Source organism: Rohdeia mirabilis (assembly GCA_007750655.1).
GTDB lineage: Bacteria > Planctomycetota > UBA1135 > UBA1135.
Genome location: CP036290.1, coordinates 3,269,167 through 3,287,248, shown reverse-complemented (window position 1 = coordinate 3,287,248; position 18,082 = coordinate 3,269,167). Strand labels below are relative to the sequence as shown.

The 18,082-nt window shown below is 71.0% G+C and carries 13 protein-coding genes and 1 tRNA gene; 13 read left to right on the top strand and 1 reads right to left on the bottom strand.

The annotated features are described in order from the left end of the window. Positions 1–6 precede the first annotated feature (6 nt). The 10 genes from Pla163_RS12275 (at position 7) to Pla163_RS12230 (ending at position 12,661) form a co-directional block, all read left to right on the top strand. Positions 7–1,245, top strand: coding sequence for a hemolysin family protein (locus tag Pla163_RS12275; protein WP_419185879.1), 1,239 nt, complete (start codon positions 7–9; stop codon positions 1,243–1,245). Beyond that, positions 1,245–2,219: a CNNM domain-containing protein gene (locus Pla163_RS12270; protein ID WP_145188632.1), complete on the top strand. Its 975-nt coding sequence runs from the start codon at positions 1,245–1,247 to the stop codon at positions 2,217–2,219. The genes Pla163_RS12275 and Pla163_RS12270 overlap by 1 nt, the downstream gene beginning before the upstream one ends. Before the next feature lie 165 nt (positions 2,220–2,384). After that, entirely contained in the window at positions 2,385–2,909 is a 525-nt protein-coding gene (locus tag Pla163_RS12265) for a hypothetical protein (RefSeq protein ID WP_145188629.1), read from the top strand. Between the two features lie 134 nt (positions 2,910–3,043). Beyond that, positions 3,044–3,721, top strand: coding sequence for an excisionase family DNA-binding protein (locus tag Pla163_RS12260; RefSeq protein ID WP_145188625.1), 678 nt, complete (start codon positions 3,044–3,046; stop codon positions 3,719–3,721). Between the two features lie 335 nt (positions 3,722–4,056). Beyond that, entirely contained in the window at positions 4,057–4,809 is a 753-nt protein-coding gene (locus Pla163_RS12255) for an OmpA/MotB family protein (RefSeq protein WP_419185878.1), read from the top strand. A 57-nt stretch (positions 4,810–4,866) separates the two neighbouring features. After that, entirely contained in the window at positions 4,867–5,874 is a 1,008-nt protein-coding gene (locus Pla163_RS12250) for a formylglycine-generating enzyme family protein (protein WP_145188619.1), read from the top strand. Then, positions 5,871–6,827, top strand: a complete 957-nt coding sequence (gene rsmA / locus Pla163_RS12245) for a 16S rRNA (adenine(1518)-N(6)/adenine(1519)-N(6))-dimethyltransferase RsmA (RefSeq protein ID WP_145188616.1) — start codon at positions 5,871–5,873, stop codon at positions 6,825–6,827. The genes Pla163_RS12250 and rsmA overlap by 4 nt, the downstream gene beginning before the upstream one ends. 929 nt (positions 6,828–7,756) lie before the next feature. Continuing rightward, positions 7,757–9,865, top strand: a complete 2,109-nt coding sequence (gene dnaG / locus Pla163_RS12240) for a DNA primase (RefSeq protein ID WP_145188613.1) — start codon at positions 7,757–7,759, stop codon at positions 9,863–9,865. A 20-nt stretch (positions 9,866–9,885) separates the two neighbouring features. Further along, positions 9,886–11,619 (top strand): RNA polymerase sigma factor RpoD, encoded by a 1,734-nt coding sequence (gene rpoD / locus Pla163_RS12235; protein ID WP_145188611.1) that lies wholly within the window; start codon positions 9,886–9,888, stop codon positions 11,617–11,619. A 334-nt stretch (positions 11,620–11,953) separates the two neighbouring features. After that, positions 11,954–12,661 (top strand): zinc ribbon domain-containing protein, encoded by a 708-nt coding sequence (locus Pla163_RS12230; RefSeq protein WP_145188608.1) that lies wholly within the window; start codon positions 11,954–11,956, stop codon positions 12,659–12,661. A 181-nt stretch (positions 12,662–12,842) separates the two neighbouring features. On the opposite strand, the gene mnmL is transcribed toward Pla163_RS12230, so the two are convergent. After that, positions 12,843–13,814: a tRNA modification radical SAM protein MnmL/YtqA gene (gene mnmL / locus Pla163_RS12225; RefSeq protein WP_145188605.1), complete on the bottom strand. Its 972-nt coding sequence runs from the start codon at positions 13,812–13,814 to the stop codon at positions 12,843–12,845. A 112-nt stretch (positions 13,815–13,926) separates the two neighbouring features. Here mnmL and selB point away from each other — a divergent pair, with 112 nt between their 5' ends. From selB to Pla163_RS12210, 3 genes are all read left to right on the top strand, one after another. Further along, positions 13,927–15,831 (top strand): selenocysteine-specific translation elongation factor, encoded by a 1,905-nt coding sequence (selB, locus tag Pla163_RS12220; protein ID WP_145188602.1) that lies wholly within the window; start codon positions 13,927–13,929, stop codon positions 15,829–15,831. A 202-nt stretch (positions 15,832–16,033) separates the two neighbouring features. Beyond that, positions 16,034–17,479 (top strand): hypothetical protein, encoded by a 1,446-nt coding sequence (locus Pla163_RS12215; protein ID WP_145188600.1) that lies wholly within the window; start codon positions 16,034–16,036, stop codon positions 17,477–17,479. A 114-nt stretch (positions 17,480–17,593) separates the two neighbouring features. Further along, positions 17,594–17,670, top strand: a tRNA-Pro gene (locus tag Pla163_RS12210). The last annotated feature ends 412 nt before the right edge of the window (positions 17,671–18,082 follow it).

Genomic DNA, 18,082 nt, shown 5'->3' with positions numbered 1-18,082 from the left:
CCAGCCGTGACCGACCTCTGGCTCTACGTGGTCCTCGGCCTGTTGGTCCTGTGCTCCGGCACGGTCAGCGCGAGCGAGACCGCGCTGTTCGGACTCAGCCAGCGCGAACGCAAGCAGGCGGGGGAGGCGGTGAACCGACTGCTCGCCCATCCGCGCGACCTGCTCGTCAGCGTGCTGTTCGTCAACCTGGTGGTGAACATCCTCTTCTTCTCGTTCGCCGACCGGCTGACGAGCGGCGGAGGGCTGCACCCGGTGCTGGGGGTCGTCGTGGTGCTGATCCCGCTCCTTCTGTTCGGCGAGGTGTTGCCCAAGACGTTGGGCCTGCGCGCGCCGTTGCCGATCGCGCGCGCCGTCGCCCCGGTGATGCGCCTCGTCGTGCGCGCGGTGTGGCCGGTGCGGATGGTGCTGGGCCGCGCGCTCGAGTTCCTCGCGAGCCTCGCCGGCACCCGCGACGAACGGCGCGTGACGCCCGAGGAACTGTCGCTCGTGCTCGGTCGCACCGGCGCCAGCGGACACCTGGACATGGTCGAGGCCGACCTGTTGTCCGAGGTCGTCGAGCTGAAGACGATTCGCGTGCGCGAGATCATGACGCCGCGCGTCGACGCCCTCTGGCTCGCGCGCGACGGTTCGGACCGCGAGACGGTGGTGGCCCAGGCCCTGCGCGAGCGCGTGGCGTGGCTGCCGGTCGTCGACGACGGGCCGGACGCGGTGGTCGGCATGGTCAAGCTGCGCGACCTGTTGCGCGAGCCCGACCGCGCGGTGGCCGAACTGGTCATGCCGGTGGTCTACGTCCCGGAAGTGGCCAGCGCGCTCGACCTCTTGCGCCTGCTGCGCGGCGCGGGCACGAGCGAAGCCGTCTGCATCGACGAGTGGGGCGGTAGCGCCGGCGTCGTCACGATCGAGGAGGTCTTCGAGGAGATCGTCGGCGACCTGCGCGCCGAGGGCGAGAGCCGCGACGTGTACCGCATCGTGCCGCTCGGCGAACGCACGTTCCGCGTGCCCGGACACTTCTCCGTGCGCGACTGGAACGAGTACTTCGGTCAGCGCGTGCTGCCCGTCGAGTTCGAGACCGTCGGCGGACTCGTGATGGCGTTGCTCGGCCGCGTGCCGCGCGTCGGCGACGAGGTGAAGGTCGGCGCGTTGACGCTCGAGGTCGACGAAGTGCGCTCGCGGCGCGTCATCGCGATCGACGTGCGCGTCGACGGCGGAGACGGCGACGGACGGGCTTCGGGAGGCAACGGCTGATGGAAGCCTTCATCGCCTTCTCGATCTGTATCGCGCTCTCGGCGCTGTTCTCCGGCGCGGAGACGGGTTTCTACAGCCTGTCGGTCGCGCGCCTCGAGGTCGACGCCGAGCAGGGCAAGCGCATGGCGCGCCTCGTGCGCTACCTGGCGCGCTCCGAGCACGCGTTGCTCGTCGCGATCCTGATCGGCAACAACCTGATGATCGAGCTCGTCACGCACTTCGGCGACGAGCTGTTCGGGGACCTGGGTCTCTTGCCCGATACCGGTCGCGAACTGGTGCTGACCGCGATCCTCACGCCGGTCGTGTTCCTGTTCGCCGAGCTGGTGCCGAAGGATCTCTTCCGGCGCCGCCCGCACAGCCTGCTCGGATTCGCCGCACCCGTGGTGGCGTTGGCGCGCGTCGTGTTCCTGCCCGTGTCCTGGCCGCTGGGCGTGGTGACGCGTGTCTCCGAACGCCTGATGGGCATCGACGACGCGAACCTCGAGGAGCTGCGCAACCGCGAGCACGTCTACGAGATGCTCGAGGAGGGGACCCTGTCGGGAGCCCTGCCCCAGGACGCGGTCGAACTGGCGCGGAACGTGCTCGAGGTGCGGACCATGCAGGTCGCCTCGGTCATGGTCCCGTGGAGTTCGGTCGCCACCATTCCCAGCGACGTGGACGAGACGGAACTGGTCGCCCGCGTCGGGGTCTCGAACCACACGCGTCTGCCGGTCGTCGAGCCGGACGGGGACGTGCGCGGCTACGTCCACCAGCTGGACGTCCTGTCCCACGACGGGCCCGGGGTCCTCGAGTCGAACCTGCGCCGGATGATCGAGTTCCCGCCCAGCCTGCCGGTGGACCGCGCCCTGTCACGCCTGCGCTCGCGCGGTCAGCGTACGGCCCTGGTGCGCGAGGAGGGCGCCAAGCGCCCGCTCGGCCTCGTGACCCTCAAGGACCTGGCCCAGACGATCGTGGGGGACTTCGCCGACTGGTGACCGTCCCGTGCTCTCGGGGCGTATCCTGCGCGGCTCGGCGGGTTAGGACGCCCGGGCCGAAGGGCCCGGTCCCGTGCGATCCTCGGGTCGCCCCCTCGAAACGCCGGCGCCGTTCGCGCTAGCATGCTCCCCCCAGGCGGTGCCACGGCGCCGCCGACCCCCCTCATGAATCACGTCCAACCGCAGCACGTCCCGTCGAACGGCCCCGAGGCCCAGTCGTCCGAACCCGTCCTCGCCGCCCGTCCGGCGGCCGGCGGATCGCGGCTGATGGGGGTGGGGATCCTGGGCGCCAACCTGTTCGGACTCCTCGGTCTCACCGCGTTCCTGACCGGAGCGATCGGCCCGGCGGCGAGCGGCGCGCAGAACACCATCGTCCAGGACGGCACGACCGCGGTGCCGGCGACGCCGTCCTTCGCGACCAGCGATTCCAACGACCGCATGATCGCGGTCACCGGCGTCGACGTGACCGGCGCTTCGGTGCTGTACCTGATCGACACGATCAACATGCAGCTCGCCTGCTACCAGGCCACCGGCGGCGCGAAGAGCACCCAGAACGTGCGCCTGATCGGCGCGCGTCGCATCGACCTCGATCTGTTGCTCGTCGGCTTCAAGGACGAGTCGGAGTACAGCTACGCCGATCTCGAACGCCAGTTCGAACGCATCCCCGACGAGTCGGACGACGGACGCTGATCCGCTGCGCGAGCACCACCAAACATCCCTGCGGACAGTCGCTCTCGGACCGCTCGCACTCTCGAACGACCCTCCCCGGTGCTGCCCGCGTGCGCGCCGAACGAGACCTCCCTCAACCCCATCCCCCGCACGTCGTGACCCAACAAGACGAGTTCTTCAGCTTCGATGAAGCCCTCGACCGCCTGCGCCTGAAGGAGGAGGAGCTCAAGCGCCTCGTCTCCGAGGGCGAGATCCGCGCCTTCCGCGACGGCGAGACCATGAAGCTGCGTCGCACCGACGTGGACACGCTGCGCCGCGAACTGATGGGCGGCGACGTGGTCGATCTCGACGACTCGACGGACGAGGACCTGGTCCTCACCGACGACTTCGCCGATCCGGGCATGGCCACCGAGGAGCTGACCGCCGCCGACACCATGGTCGAAGGCACGCTCATGACGGAGGAGCTCGACGAGTTCGACGACCTGGAGGACCTCGACGAGCTCGACGACCTCGAGGAGGAGGACGAGGCCGAGGACGCGCCCAAGCGCCGTCGCATCGAGGCTCCGGTCGAGCCGATGAACCCGCTGGCCCTGGCCGGCGTGTTCATGACGTCGATCATCCTGATCCTCGCGTTCCCCGTCCTGAAGAACGTGAACGGCGGCACCTCGGACATCGCCGACTCGATCGCGGGCACCTTCGTCGGTGCTCCGCCCGCGGAAGCCCCGGCCACACCGCCCGCGGACGCGAACAAGGCCGCCGCCGACGAGACGCCGACCCAGAACCCCTTCGCGTCGGACGAGGACGCGGCGGACGACGGCTCCTCCGAGGAGTAGTCCGCGCCGGGACGCCCGCGGTCGCTCGGACCGCGAGGCTCCGGACGACGGCGGTCGACCGGCGCCCCGGACCAGATCGGCAGCCCGAGCGACGGGGCGGCTCCGCACGGGCGGGGCGCGCCCCGTCGGCCGTTCCGGGCGCTCTGGCTCCCGAATCCACGAATCGCCCGCAGCGCGCGGGCACGGACGACTGGCGCCGAGCCGCCGGGATCGTTCGAATCGACACCCGCACCACGGGCGCGGCCGCTGCTCCCCGACGCCGCCCCCGATCGATGACGCCCCGACCGCGTCCGGACGCCGTCCGTTCGCCACCACCCCCGAAACGCCCGCCGACCATGGCCACCCAGCTCCGCGATCTGCGCCTTCGCCGCTCCATCGCTCTCATCGCGACCACGTCCCTCCTGCTCGTCTCGACGGGCTGTGTCAGCCAGCAGCGCTACAAGGAGATGTCCGAGGACGCGCGCTTCTACCAGGAGTCGTACCTCGACCTGCGCAACGCCAACACGCAGCTCGAGGTCGAGCTCGAGGACCTGCGCAACCGCCTCGACGAGGCTCCGGCCGTCGTCAGCACCACCGAGGCCACGGCGCCCCCGATCGATCCCGCCATCGACGAGCGCATGGCCCGACTCGACGAACTGGCCCGACGCCTGGGACGCGCGCCCGGTGACGTGACCACGATCGACGTGGAGGGCGGCTATGGCTTCGCGCTCGCGGACTCGGTCGTCTTCCCGTCCGGCGCCGCCGAGCCGAGCCCCGAGGGCCGCGCGGTGTTGCTCGAACTGGCCGCCGACATCGCGTCGAAGCCGTTCGACGTGCTGTGGGTCCGGGGCCACACCGACAACGTGCCGATGCGCCGCGAAGCCTCGCTCGCGAAGTTCCCCTACGGCAACATCCAGCTCTCGACCGTGCGCGCACTGGCGGTTCGCGACCTGCTCGTGACCCAGGGCGGACTGCCCGAGGAGAAGCTCTTCGTCGCCGGCTTCGGTCCCTACCTGCCGGTCGCGGACAACGCGACCCCCCAGGGTCAGCAGGCGAACCGCCGGGTCGAACTCGTCGTGCTCGAGGCCGAGGGCGCCGAGCAGCCGTAGTCGCGATGGGCGAGCGCTCGAACGTGAGGCGGCGCCCGGCGTCACGGTGACGACCACGTGACCCCGAGACCGTTCGCACGTCGCGCGCTCGTTCGCGTGGCGATCCTCGTGCCCGTGGTCCTCGCCGCCGCCGGCTGTTCCGCCGGCGCGGCCGAGGACCGCGTGCTGTTCGAGCTCGAGCGCATGGCGTTCGTGCCGCCCGGACGCTGCGACCTCGCGGGCCGTCCCGTCGAGGTGCGCGGACTCGACCTGCGCCAGGCGCTGCACGTGGTGGATCCGCTGCTCGTGGATCGCTTCGAGGTCACGCGCGCGGACTGGGAGCACCACATGGGCGCGGCACCCGACCCCAGTGGTCTGGACGACCCGCTCGCGCGCACGTCGGACACGCCGCCCTCCCACGGCGACGCGCGCTGGTCGTGGCCCGCGTTCTGCGACCTCGACGAAGCGCGTCAACTGGCCCGCGCACGCGGCATGCGCCTGCTCACGGCGGGGGAGTGGATGTACGTGGCCGCGGGCTCCGGACTGCAGAGCTTCCCATGGGGCAAGACGCGCCGCCTCTCGGTCGCCAACACGCTCGAACTCGGCCTGTGGCGCCCGGTCGCCGTGGGGACGTTCGAGTCGGGGCGTTCGGCGAGCGGCTGCTACGACCTGATCGGCAACGCCATGGAGTGGGTCGAGGGCTCGCTGCCTCCGATCAGCGGTGAAGAGTGGTTCGATCCCGCGGTGCCCTCGGCCATGGGGGGCTCGTTCCTGCTGACGCTCGACGAGCTGTGGACCGCGACCACCAGCGCGCCGGCGGGTCCGATCGACTTCAACTGTCTTCCGTTGCCCGCGGGCAGTCGCTCGGTGGACCTGGGCGTGCGCTGCGCTGCGGAGGCCGAGCCGTTCCTGCTCGCACAGCTGCCCCAGATCGTCGCGAACGCCGACACGCGCAATCGCCTGGTCGCGTTGGGCGAGACCTGGGGGCGGCCGGCGCTCCCGTTGCTCGAGCGCATGCTGTCGGACGGACCGCCTGCGGGCGCGCGCTTCGGGATCGAAGCCCTGATCGAAGGAGCCCGCCGATGAATGCCGAGGATCGCGAACCGTCGTCGACCGAAATGCCGGCCTCGAACCGCAAGCGCCCGACGTGGAACCAGCTGCGTTCGAAGCTCGAGACCGTGGGGTTCAAGCCGTCGAGGCGCCTGGGGCAGAACTTCCTCGTCGACGACGGCCTGTGCCGCGTGGTCGCGGTGGCCGGTGGCGTCGAGCCCGGTGCGATCGTGCTGGAGGTGGGGGTGGGGCTCGGGTTCCTGACCGCGCACCTGCTCGAGCTGGGCGCGCGCGTGATCGGCGTCGAGGTCGACCAGCGACTCGTCCCGATCGCCCGTCAGTGGCTCGAACCGGCGCCCGATCTCGAGCTCGTCCTGACCGACGTGTTGGCGGGCAAGCACGAGCTCGCTCCCGCCGTGGTCGAGCGCCTGCCCGCGAAGGAACCCTGGTCGCTCGTCAGCAACCTGCCCTACGCCGTGGCCTCGCCCGTGGTAGCCCTGCTCGCGCGCCTTCCCAATCCGCCACAGAGCATGACCGTCCTCGTCCAGCACGAGGTGGCCGAGCGGCTGTGCGCGCGCGAAGGAGGGCACGGGTGGGGACCGCTCGGCGCGCGCCTCGCGATGTTCTACGAGGGCCGCATCCTGCGCTCGGTGGGGGCGGACGGCTTCCGGCCGCGGCCCAAGGTCGACAGTTCGATCTGCCGCCTCGAACGCCGCGCGGACGGGCCCGCGCTCGAGCCCGTCGAGCTGCGCGCCTACGACGCCCTCGCGACCCAGGTCTTCACCCAACGACGCAAGCGCCTGCGTTCGCCCCTGTCCGGTCTGTGCGGCGGACTCGCGGCCGCCGACCACTGGATCGCCGAGGCCGGGATCGACCCGACGCTGCGGGTGGAGGAGCTGGCCCCCGCGGCTCTGCTGACCCTCGTTCGCAGCCCGGCCGGGGCCGAATTCCGGGAAAGATTTGCCGAGTCCCCCCCGGGACCGCGTTAAGGATTGATGGGTGGCCGAGAGGCCCGCGCGACCGGTCGGACCGTCGCGCGCTCCGGCCCGCTGAGACGAGGACCACCACGGGGATCGGCCGGGCGCGCGCGCCGGCCACCGCTGCCGAGCAGCATCCAGCCCCCGCCGACGTTCTCCACTCCCAGCGGCCCGCGGTCCCAGGTCCGACGCAGTCCGGCTCCGGCCGCTGCAGATTGGCTCCGGCCGCAGTGGATCCCCCCGAGTCGTCTCGCCCCGTTCGCACCGATCGGGGCCCGAGACGGTGTTCGAGGGCGTCCGACCGCGGCCGGGTGTGCTCCAGCTTCGATTCCCCCGGCGCGACGTGCAGTCGGCGCGGGGGCGAGCGGTTCCGCCGGTCGTCCGTGAACGTGATCGAACCACTCGATCGACGGGATCGTGGCGGCACCCGCTCCATTCGATCCCGTTCGACCGGCTGGCGATCCCTCTCGGGTGAGTCCCGTTGGGCGCAACCCGTTCGCCGCAAGCAACCCGTTCGCCGCAAGCTGTTCGCCGCAACCCGTTCGCCGAAAACCGGTGCGGCCGTGTCGACGTCGTCATCTCCCGCCTCGTAGCGCTCCGCATCCCGGTCGCCCTGCACCCGGCCGCACGCTTCGAGCTCCCAGCACACCTCCGCCGCCAGCCACGGGCGTCCTGCACTCGCCGAACCACCGGAACGTCGTCACCGGTCGCGCCCATCGCCACCGAAGTGCGCGACCGAATCGCGCCACCCACCGGCGACGCCGTTCCCGACCCCGTTCGAGCCTCGACCCGGATCTCCGCCGGCCCTCGCCTCCCCGGAGTCCGTTCGAGCCCGCTCCCCACGCCACCCGATCCGCCAGCGCCCGTTCCTGCGCGCCACGCCGCACGCCGCGGCCGCGCCCCGTCCCTCCGCCCCCGCACCGCCCCACAGCACCCTCCCCGTGTCCGACGCCTCCTTCCGCCAGTTCCTCGACACCTTGAAGCTGACCGTCTCGATCGAAGACGTGGTCTCGGCTCGTGTCCCGGGACTCAAGCGGGCGGGCGCCGAGTGGAAGGGGTGCTGTCCGTTCCACGAGGAGCGGACGCCGTCGTTCCACGTGGTGCCCGACAAGCAGTTCTTCCACTGCTTCGGCTGCGGCGCGAGCGGCGACGTCTTCGTCTTCCTCCAGCGGTTCGACGGCGTCGAGTTCATGGAAGCGGTCGAGGAGTTGGCCACGTCGGTCGGCCTCGAAGTGCCCAAGAAGCGCTCGCGCGGACCGAAGGACGGGAGCGAGGCGCGGCTGGTCGAGGCGCTCGAGCGGGCGGCGAAACTGTTCGAACGCTCCTACCGCGGTCCCCAGGGTGAAGCGGCGCGACGCTACATGGACGAGCGCGGACTCGGTCGCGAGGTCCAGGACGCCTTCGGGATCGGCTGGGCTCCGGCGGACGGCCGCGCCCTGGTCGGTGCCGCGCGCGCCGCCGGATTCGAACTCGACGCCCTGGTCGAGGCCGGACTGGTGAAGCGCCCCGACGACGACGGTTCCGGTCGCTCGAAGTCGCCGTTCGACTTCTTCCGCGGGCGCCTGATCGTTCCGATCCGCGACGGCCGCGGACGCACCATCGGCTTCGGTGGACGCGTCCTGCCCGGCACCGACGGGCCCAAGTACATCAACACCGCCGAGACCCCGCTGTTCCACAAGGGACGCACGGTCTTCGGGCTGGATCTGGCCGCCGAGGCGGCGCGTCGCCTGCGCCACATCGTGGTGATGGAGGGCTACACCGACGTGATGGCCGCCCACCAGGCGGGGCTGCGTCAAGCCGTCGCGGTGCTCGGGACCGCGACCACCGAGGACCACGCGCGGATCCTGCGACGCACCGGCGCCCAGCGTCTGACGCTCGTCTTCGACGGGGACCGAGCCGGTCGCGCCGCCGCGCTGAAGGCCCTGCGGGGCAGTCTGTCGCGCGGCGAGTTCGACACGGTCGACGTGGTGGCGCTGCCCGAGGGCTCCGATCCCTGCGATCTGCTCGTCTCGGTCGATCCCGCGTCGGGCGAACGCGGCGGACGTTTCGTCGCGCTGCTCGAGCAGGCCGTCGACTGGTTCGCCTTCCTGCAGAGCGGTCTCGTGGGCCTGGGCCCGAAGGAACTGGCGGACGCGGTCGATGCGGCTCTCGAGGTCGTCGCCGTCCTGCCGAACCCGGTCGAGCGCGAGGCCCGCGTGCGCGAGTTGGCCGACGGCACCGGCCTGTCCCAGAGCTCGATCGAGGCGCGGTTCGAAGAGGTGCTCGGCTCCGCGCGCCGCTCCTCGGCGGCCGCCCGTCCGCTCGCCGCGCGCGCCGACGCCCAGGGTCGCGGACCGATCCCCGGACGCGAGCAGATGGATCCCGCGCCCCGCCAGCCCCACGCGGCGCCGGCCTCACCCGGCGCGCCGGCGGTCCGTCCGGCGGTGCGCTCGCGCGATCACCGTCGCGAGCTGCGGGCCTGGGCCGAGTTGATCGGTGCCTGTCTCGTGGACAACGCGCTCCTCGTCGTCCACCGCGATCGCCTCGAGTCCGCCCGCGAAGGCCGCGGCCCCGAGCACGAAGGACTCGCGCGCCTGCTGGAAATCATGTGCGACGTGTACGAGGAGGACGAGTTGCAGCACGAGCGCGGCGCGGCTCGGGCCGATCAGGTGACGAGCTTCCCCGTCAACGCCTCCCGCCTCGCCAGTGCGCTCGCGGCCCTCGCGCACCCGGCCGAGGACGACGACGGCGCCGCTCCCTGGGAGACGGGTTCCCAGGAGGCGGGTACAGCCGGCCGCGCGTTCACGGAACGAATCACGGACGCGGACGTCGAAGAACTGACGTCCATCGCATTGCGGATCGAGAACACGGCACGCCAGGCGGACGACGTACGGGCGATGGCCCGCGGCGCCGCCAGCGCACTCGACGCGATCGAACGAACCAGAACCACCGCCGAGATGTTGGCAGCTGCGGCCCGGGGCGACGACCCCGACGCGGCTCGACTCGAAGCGGCGAACAGGGCGTACGGCCTCGACCGAACGGTCGGTGGCCGTGCGTCCACACACCCTTAGCACCGGGCCGGAAAGACACCATGGCAGCAGAGCGCATCGAGGACATCGCCAAACTCCTCGTCGAAGAGGGCAACCGTCGCGGTTACCTCACCTACCAAGAGATCAACAAGCTCCTGGACGACCAGTTCATCCCGCCGGACCGGATGGACCAGTTGTTCATGATGCTCGAGGATCAGCACATCGAGGTCATCGACGAGGCCGACGCCGACCGTCCTGGTATCGGCGGAGCGGACGACGAGGACAGTGCGAAGAAGTCCACGACCCTCAAGGAGGCCGTCGAGTCCACGCCCGAGCGCGTCGTCACGCCGGAGAAGATCGACGACCCCGTGCGGATGTATCTCACCCAGATGGGCGAGATCCCTCTGCTGACGCGGCCGCAGGAGATCTTCCTCGCCAAGTCGATCGAGATCACGCGCAAGCGCTTCCGCAAGACGTGCATGGGCTCGGGCCTGTGCATGGACGAGTCGCTCGTGACTCTCGAAGCGGTCGCGCGCGGTGAACTGGCGTTCGACCGCACGCTGAAGGTCAACCCGAACCCGAAGCCGGACGACGATCCCAAGATCGTCGAGACGCTCGGCAAGCCGTTCCTGCAGCAGCGTCTGCCGGTGAACCTGGCGACGATCCAGCGGCTGATGGAGCGCGTGCGCGAGGCCTACGCGCCGCTCCTGAAGCGGGATCTCGACCCGGCCGAGCGCTCGGTCCACCTCGAGAACCTGCAGAACGTGCGCCGCAAGCTCGTCATCCTGATCGAGGAGTGCCACCTGCAGATCAAGAAGGTGCGCCCCTACGTCGAGGTGCTCGAGGAGCACTACCGCGAGATGCGGTCCGTCGAGCGCAAGCTCGCCGCCATGCGCGCGGCCGGCCGGACCGACGGCGAGCGCACGGAGCTCGAGACCCAGCTCGCGAATCTCGAGCTCGAGGCCCTCGAGCCCGTCGACAAGCTCAAGCGCCGGATCGAGAGGGTCAAGCTGTACTACGAGGAGTACGAGGAGGCGAAGCGCCAGCTCAGCTCGGGCAACCTGCGCCTCGTGGTCTCGATCGCGAAGAAGTACCGCAACCGCGGACTCTCGTTCCTCGACCTCATCCAAGAGGGCAACACCGGCCTGATGAAGGCGGTGGAGAAGTACGAGTACCGCCGCGGCTACAAGTTCTCGACCTACGCGACCTGGTGGATCCGCCAGGCCATCACGCGCTCGATCGCCGACCAGGCGCGGACCATCCGCATCCCGGTCCACATGATCGAGACGATGAGCAAGCTGCGGAACATCACGAAGAAGCTCATCCAGAGCAAGGGCCGCCAGCCCTCGGTCGAGGAGATCGCCGAGGCCGCCGAGATCACGGTGGAGGAGGCCAAGCGGGTGATGAAGATCAGCAAGCACCCGATCTCCCTCGACCGCCCGATCGGCGACAGCGAGGACAGCTACTTCGGGGACTTCATCGAGGACGAGTCGGCCGAGAGCCCGGTGCAGGCCGCCGGTCACGAGATGCTCAAGGAGCGCATCAACGACGTGCTCGGCACGCTGACCTTCCGCGAGCGGGAGATCATCAAGCTGCGCTACGGCATCGGCGACGGCTACACCTACACCCTCGAAGAGGTCGGTCGCATCTTCCGCGTGACGCGCGAGCGCGTGCGGCAGATCGAGGCCAAGGCGGTGCGCAAGTTGCGCCATCCGGTCCGTGCCCGTCAGCTCGCCAGCTTCCTGGACGGCATCGTCTACGACGAGGCCGAGGGGCTCGAGGGCGCGATCGAGTAGCGCTCGACCGACGCGTGCGGTCCCGAGCGGCGGACCCCAGCACGCGATCGTCGCCACCTCGGCGACGATCTCCGCCCGGGGGGCGGGGGAGCTCCGGCTCCTCCGCCCCCCGGGGCGTTCGCCAGGAGCTTCGAGTCTTCGACCGCTGGCCAGCCGATCCGTGCCGCTTCGTCGATGCGGCTCCTTGGTTCGCGGTGGCGCGCAGGGCTACACTGCCGGACCGCACTCCGCCTTCCAGGTTCCGAATCGACCCCGTCGCGGTCGAGCCGGTCCGCCGCCGACGCAGGTCGGCACCCCCCTGACCCATCCCGGCACTTCGCTGTCGCTTCCTTCCATGCGTGACGTCCTACGCGTGCTCGTCGATCTCCAGGAGACCGACGAAGACCTCTTCCGCATCCGACGCGAACTGGCCCGCCTCCCCGAGGAGCGCGACCAGCGCCGCGCCGAGATCGACGCACGGATCCAACGCGTCAAGGAGCTCGACGCCGAGATCCTCAAGCTGTCGATGCAGGAGAAGGAGGTCGAGGACGTGGCCCGCTCGAACCGCCAGCGGATCATGAAGATCGAGACCGAGTCCGGGAAGACGCACGACCAGGCGCTCTTGGCCGCGTACAGCCACGAGCAGCGCAACCTGCGCCGCGAGATCTCCGACAACGAGGACGAGATCCTGCGCTCGACCGAGCACCGCGAGTCGCTCGAGATCGATCGCAACCAGCTGCGCGAGGGCATCGCCGCCGACGAGGCCGACTACGCGGAGTACGCGGCGAACGTCGAGAAGGAGATCGCCGCTGCGTCCGCCAAGGAGGCGGAGATGGTGAAGGCGCGCGAGGAGCGGATGGGCAACTCGGTCCCGGCCGACGTGCGCGACACCTACGAGAAGCTGCTCGAGGCCCGCGACGGGATGGCGCTCGCGGCGTTGGAGGAGAAGACCTGTCAGGGGTGCTACATCCAGGTCCCGACGAACATCTACGTGCGGCTCATGCGGAGCAAGGACCTCGTGCAGTGCCCCAACTGCCAGCGGATCCTGTTCATGTGGGACTGAGTTCATGTGGGACTGGGTTCATGTGGGACTGGGATCGGGCGACCCGGCCAGTCGGCCCGGCGGTCCTCGGTCCGACGGTCCACGTGAACATGCGGTCGCCGAGCCGCGACCAGCACACGAGAACGGGCGCCACGGCGCCCGTTCTCGCGTCCAGGGAGCGTTCTCGAGCGCGCCCGCCCGTTCAGGCCGGCGCCAACGACCCCTGCCGCGTGCCGCGCCGCTCGAGTTCGCGCATCAGCCGCTCGCGGATCGCACTCTTGTGCACGGTCCAGCGCGGAGCGAGCTGTTCGGTGGGGGGCGCGTCACCGGTCAGACGGTGCAGGACCTGGTCCGGGCCGAGGCGCTCGACGAAGTCCGCCAGCCAATCGACGTACGTGTCCGGCTCGAGCAGCTCGACCTGACCGTCCTTCCACCAGCGTTCGAGGATCGTGCGGCGCAGCACCATCAGGTGGTGGACCTTGACGCCTTCGCAGCCGCTGCGCGCGAGCACTTCGGCGGTCCGCCGTGCCCCGTCGCGTCCGTCGCCGGGAAGGCCGAGGATCGCGTGCCCGACGACCAGCAGTCCAGCGGCTCGGGCGCGCGCGACCGCGTCCTCGAACTCGGCCACGGTGTGCAGGCGCTGGATGCGATCGAGCACGGCGTCGTCGGCGCACTCGAGCCCCAGCTCGAGCCAGACCGGCACCCGCTCGGCCAGCCGCGCCAGCCGCGCGAGGGCCCATTCCGGCAGCGTGTCGGGTCGCGTCGAGATCGCGACCACGTCGATCGGGTCGGTGAGCCGTGCTTCGAGCACACCGAGTACCTCGTCGAGCCGCTCGGGCGCCACGTAGGTGTTCGAATAGCTCTGGAAGTAGGCGATGACGCCGAAGTCGCCGGGGTCGCGCCGGGCCACGCGCGCGATGCCGGCCTCGAGCTGGGCGCCGATGTCGCTCCCCGAACGCAGCGCACCGGTGCCGCTGCCCTCGACGTCGCAGTAGACGCAGCCGCCATAGCCCTTCGACCCGTCGCGGTTCGGACAGGTCGAGCCGGCATCGAGCGCGACCCGGTGCAGCGGCCGGCCGTAGGTGCGTTCGAGCCACGGCCGCAGCGGGGCGAAGCGCCAGTCGGGCTTCACGCCCTGGGGCAGCGGCGGCGGTCGGTCGTGCGGCGATTCCACCCGCGGAGTCTAGCGAGGCGAGAACGACGAACGGCTCCGAGCATCTGCGGCCCGACCGCGCGAACGGCTCTGGTCCGCGGTCCGTCGCTCACACCCCGCTACACTCCCCGCCATGGAGATCCAGCCCGTCGTGGTCGGCACCGCCGGCCACATCGACCACGGCAAGAGCACCCTGGTCCGCGCCCTCACCGGGATCGATCCCGATCGGCTCAAGGAGGAGAAGGAGCGCGGGCTCACGATCGACCTGGGCTTCGCGAACTTCGAGCTCCCGGACGGGCGGCGCGTGGGTATCGTCGACGTCCCCGGTCACGAGCGCTTCATCCGCAACATGGTCGCGGGCGCCACTGGCATCGACCTGGTCGTCCTGGTGGTGGCGGCCGACGACGGCGTGATGCCGCAGACCCGCGAGCACCTGGCGATCATGCAGCTGCTCGGGATCCAGCGCGGCCTCGTGGCCCTGACCAAGATCGACGCCGTCGATCCTGAGTTGGTCGAGCTGGCCGAGGCGGACGTGCGCGAACTCCTCGCCGGCACCTTCCTCGAGACGGCGCCGATCTACCCCGTCTCGGGCGTCAAGGGCACGGGGCTCGACGAGCTGCGCGCCGCCCTGTGCGAACTGGCGGCGGAGACCGCGACCCGCCGCGCCGACGGCATCTTCCGCATGCCCGTCCAGCGCGTCTTCAGCAAGCAGGGGTTCGGCACCGTCTGCACCGGGATTCCGGTGGCCGGATCGGCGCGGGTCGGCGACGTGCTCGAGGTCCAGCCCGGCGGCAAGCGCTGCAAGGTGCGCGCGGTCCACGCCTACGGCCGCGAGCACGGCGAAGCGCGCGCGGGCCACTCGAGCGCGCTCAACCTCACCGATCTGTCGCGCGACGACGTGGCCCGCGGACACGTGATCGCGACGCCGGGGTACTTCGTCGCCGCTTCGATGGTCGCCGCGCGCATCGACCTCTTGGCCGATCTGCCGCGACCCCTGCGCGACCGCTCGCGCATCAGGCTGCACACGGGGACGGCCGATCCGACCGGCGAGATCGTCCTTCTGGACGCGGCCGAACTGGCGCCGGGCGGTTCGGCCCTGTGTCAGATCCGTCTGGACGATCCGGTGGTCGTGGCACCTGGCGACCGCTTCGTCGCGCGCTTGCTCAGCCCCGAGTTCACGCTCGGCGGCGGGCAGATCCTCGAGGAGAGCCGGCACCGGCTGAAGGCCTTCAAGTCGTTCGTCCTCGACGAACTGAGCGCCACGGAGTCGAGTCTCGACCGCGAGGAGGATCTGCTCGCCACCTTCCTCCTGCGTCAGCACCTCGAGACCACGTCGGTCGAGAAGGCAGCGGCCGCCATCAAGCGCGATCGCGCGGAGACGCAGGACCTGCTCGCACGTCTCGCCGAACGCAAGCTCGCGGTGCGCGCCGGTCGCGGCGGCGCGAGCTGGTTGCACGCGGACACGGTCGAGAGCGGACTGGCCACGATCGAGGGCGCGGTCACCCGTTGGTTCGCCGACCACCCGCAGCGCTTGAAGGCGCCGTTGCTCGAGATCCGTCGAGCGGCCGGGCTCGAGGCCGACGTCTTCTCCTTCCTGACCGAGATCGCCGCCGAGCGCGGCAGCTACGAACTGCTGCCCGGAGGCGAACTGGCCATCGCGGGTCGCGCCGTCGAGTCCGATCCGGTCGCCGACGGTCTGCACGCCCAACTGCTCGAAGCCGGGCTGCGACCGCCCACGCCGGCCGAACTCGGTGAAGGTCTGGGCGGGGAGAAAGGGGCGCGCGCGCTGCTCGATCGGCTCTGCGATCAAGGTCGCGCCGTGCGGGTGGCCGCGGACGTGTACGTGGCGAAGGAGGCCTTCGACGCCGCGCGCGACGCCGTGGTCGAGAACTGCACCCGCAACGGCCAGCTCGTGATTCCCGAGCTGCGCGAGAAGCTCGACACCACGCGCAAGTGGCTGATCCCGCTGCTCGAGCACCTCGACGCCACCGGGGTCACGATGCGCCAGGGCGCGTTCCGGGTCCTGCGCGGGCGCTGAGGCGAGCGGGACCGAGGCGCCCGATCGCGGGTCGCGAGGGGGCCAGGGCCCGGTTCGCGCCGCCCCCGACCGCTCCGATCCGCCCTCGATTCCGGGCAAGTGGGGTTCGGTCGCCCCCGGCCGGCGACCGAAGACTGGGGCGCATCCTCCTCGTGCGCTCCGACCCCGCGGGTCGTGCGACGGGTGCGAACCGCACCAGGCCATGCAGGAATCCAAAGGCGACCACGAGAACCCCTCCGACGAGACCCCGCGTTTCGAGCTGCGACTCAGCGGCGAGGACGACGCACCGGAGCGTGCGCCGCAGAAGAGCGCGTCCGACGCGAACGTCCCCGTCGGAGGAGGCTCCGAGGACCACGACATCTACGCCTCGACGGGCGCGAGCGACCGCGGCGAGACCTACGTCGGCGAGGAGGAGGAGGAGATCGAGCAGGCGTTCGAGATCCCGGACGAGCCGGTCGAGCCCGAGGTGGCCCCGGTGCTCGCGTTCGAAGTCCCGGACGTCGAAGCCTCGCACGAGCCCGAGATGGACGAGGTGCTCGTCTTCCAGATCGACGACGAGGACGACCTCGGTCCGCAGCTGCCGCAGGGCATGGACGACGAGGGCGACGTCGCCGTCTACGGCGAGCTGGGCGAGCCCGGCGACGTGGAGGAGTTCAGCGAACTGGGCGAGACCTGGGAGGCGCGACTCAACGGCGAAGAACCCATCGAGGAAGTCGCATTCGCTCCGGACCGCCGTCGCGCCGTCGCGCTCGCAGCCGGCGCCGGCGCGCTGGTCGCGTTCCTGATGTTCTCGCTCGGCGGTGACGAAGTCGGGCCCGAAACGAACGGCGGCGAAGAGATCGCCCGTACCGAAGCCGGCACGTCGAACGGACGCAGCGCGCGCAAGGCCCCGAACGGCGGAACGGACGCGAAGGACTCGAACGCTCGCACGACCGACGGCGCGCCCGCCACCCGCGAGCCGCGCGAGCCCCGCGAACCGCGCAGCATGGTCGCCGGGATCCAGAACCTGTTCGGGACGTACTCGAGCACGGCCAGTGAACCGCTCGGACCGGAAGGCGTTGAAGGCACGGAGTCGTTCACGGCCGCGCTGTTCGGCGGCGACGGCGAGACCCAGCGTCGCGAGGGCTACCTGCCGGTGGGGGACCAGGTCGTCCTGCCGGCTCCGCTGCCCAACCTGCAGATGGCCGACGCGAGCACCTACGGTCACCTGTGGCTCGAGCCCGGACTGCCGCCCGGTGGCGTGCAGAACGCGTCCTACCTGCAGACGCCGCTCTTCGGCGGAGCGCGCGTCCACACGCGCAGCGACGAGTTCTTCGACGGTCGCCTCGTCGGCCTCGGCGGCGGTCGCGTGGTGATCGAGACCGGCGCGGGCGAGATCACGCTCCACGCCGAACAGGTCGGACCGATCGAACGGTTGATGGATGCCGGCGCGAGCTCGTTCGAGACCCTGGTGGCCCACACCACCGGCGAGCGCGTTCGCGTGCGTGCGCCCGGAGGCTGGCTGAGCGGTGAAGTGGTCCGACAGGACTCCGAGACCGTGACCCTGCTGCTCGAGTCGGGCGGCCGGATCACCGTCGACCGTTCGGACGTCACGCCCGCCGCGAGCGCCATGCGCCCCCGTCTGGCCGAGCCGCCGAGGGCGGGCTGAGGACCTGGGCCCTTCGAACCGATCACCGATCGGACCCGAGGGCCCATGTTCCTGCACATCCCGGGGTGGTCGTGCTTGACCGCGCCGAGACCGTTGGTACCTTCGTCCGCTTGTCGGGGCGTGGCTCAGCTTGGTAGAGCGCTGCGTTCGGGACGCAGAGGTCGGAGGTTCGAATCCTCTCGCCCCGACCATCGACCGGCTCCGGCCGGACGAGACCTCTGAATCGGTGGTGGATGCGTCGGTGACGGCACCGGCGCGGGCGGCGATGACTTCGCCGATCACTTCATCGGTGGAGCGCCGAGCGGCCGTTCGGTCGCCGCCGGCCCCAGCCGATCGGATGCCAGCTCGATCGGGTGCTTCGGCCGGGCCGACGTTCCGAAGCTCCGCTGCGGCGGCCCAGGTCTTGATCCCGGCCGGCCTGATCCCGGCCGGCCTGATCCCGACCGGCCTGATCCCGACCGGCCCAGAACCCGAAGCGCACGGACCGACCACAGCGACGGCGGACGCTCGGACGCCCACTCTCCCGAGCCCAAAGGGCCCGCCGACCCACACCGGGGCGCGACCCACCCCCGGGATCGGGCCCGGCAGGGCGCTCCGCGGACC

What these genes read in the sequence shown, in the direction of transcription:
- Pla163_RS12230 (WP_145188608.1), top strand. Translation starts at nt 11,954, where the DNA reads ATGCGTGACGTCCTACGCGTGCTCGTCGATCTCCAGGAGACCGACGAA.
- selB (WP_145188602.1), top strand. Translation starts at nt 13,927, where the DNA reads ATGGAGATCCAGCCCGTCGTGGTCGGCACCGCCGGCCACATCGACCAC.
- Pla163_RS12270 (WP_145188632.1), top strand. Translation starts at nt 1,245, where the DNA reads ATGGAAGCCTTCATCGCCTTCTCGATCTGTATCGCGCTCTCGGCGCTG.
- rpoD (WP_145188611.1), top strand. Translation starts at nt 9,886, where the DNA reads ATGGCAGCAGAGCGCATCGAGGACATCGCCAAACTCCTCGTCGAAGAG.
- Pla163_RS12265 (WP_145188629.1), top strand. Translation starts at nt 2,385, where the DNA reads ATGAATCACGTCCAACCGCAGCACGTCCCGTCGAACGGCCCCGAGGCC.
- Pla163_RS12215 (WP_145188600.1), top strand. Translation starts at nt 16,034, where the DNA reads ATGCAGGAATCCAAAGGCGACCACGAGAACCCCTCCGACGAGACCCCG.
- rsmA (WP_145188616.1), top strand. Translation starts at nt 5,871, where the DNA reads ATGAATGCCGAGGATCGCGAACCGTCGTCGACCGAAATGCCGGCCTCG.
- Pla163_RS12255 (WP_419185878.1), top strand. Translation starts at nt 4,057, where the DNA reads ATGGCCACCCAGCTCCGCGATCTGCGCCTTCGCCGCTCCATCGCTCTC.